The following is a 206-nucleotide window of genomic DNA, read 5'->3' on the forward strand; positions in this document are numbered from 1 at the left end:
AAGGAAACAACGGAAGAGGGTCCCAAGGAAATAATGGGAATCAGGAAGGAAACAACGGAAGAGGCTCGCAAGGGAATAATGGGCACCAGCAAGAGAATAATGGAAGAGATTCTCAAGGGAATAGTGGACATAAGCAAGAAAACAATGGAAGAGGATCGCAATAAGGAAAGTTCCTACCACATAATATCGAGTGAAAGAAAAATGTA

Annotated in this window: 1 pseudogene; it reads left to right on the forward strand. The window is 41.7% G+C overall.

Going from position 1 to position 206, the window contains the following annotated elements:
• A pseudogene (locus MR083_RS27710) lies at nucleotides 1–206 on the forward strand (FMRFamide neuropeptide); the annotation flags it as partial.

Origin of the sequence: Bacillus cereus group sp. BfR-BA-01408, assembly GCF_022663305.1 — a bacterium.
In the GTDB taxonomy this organism is placed as follows: Bacteria; Bacillota; Bacilli; order Bacillales; family Bacillaceae_G; genus Bacillus_A; species Bacillus_A pacificus.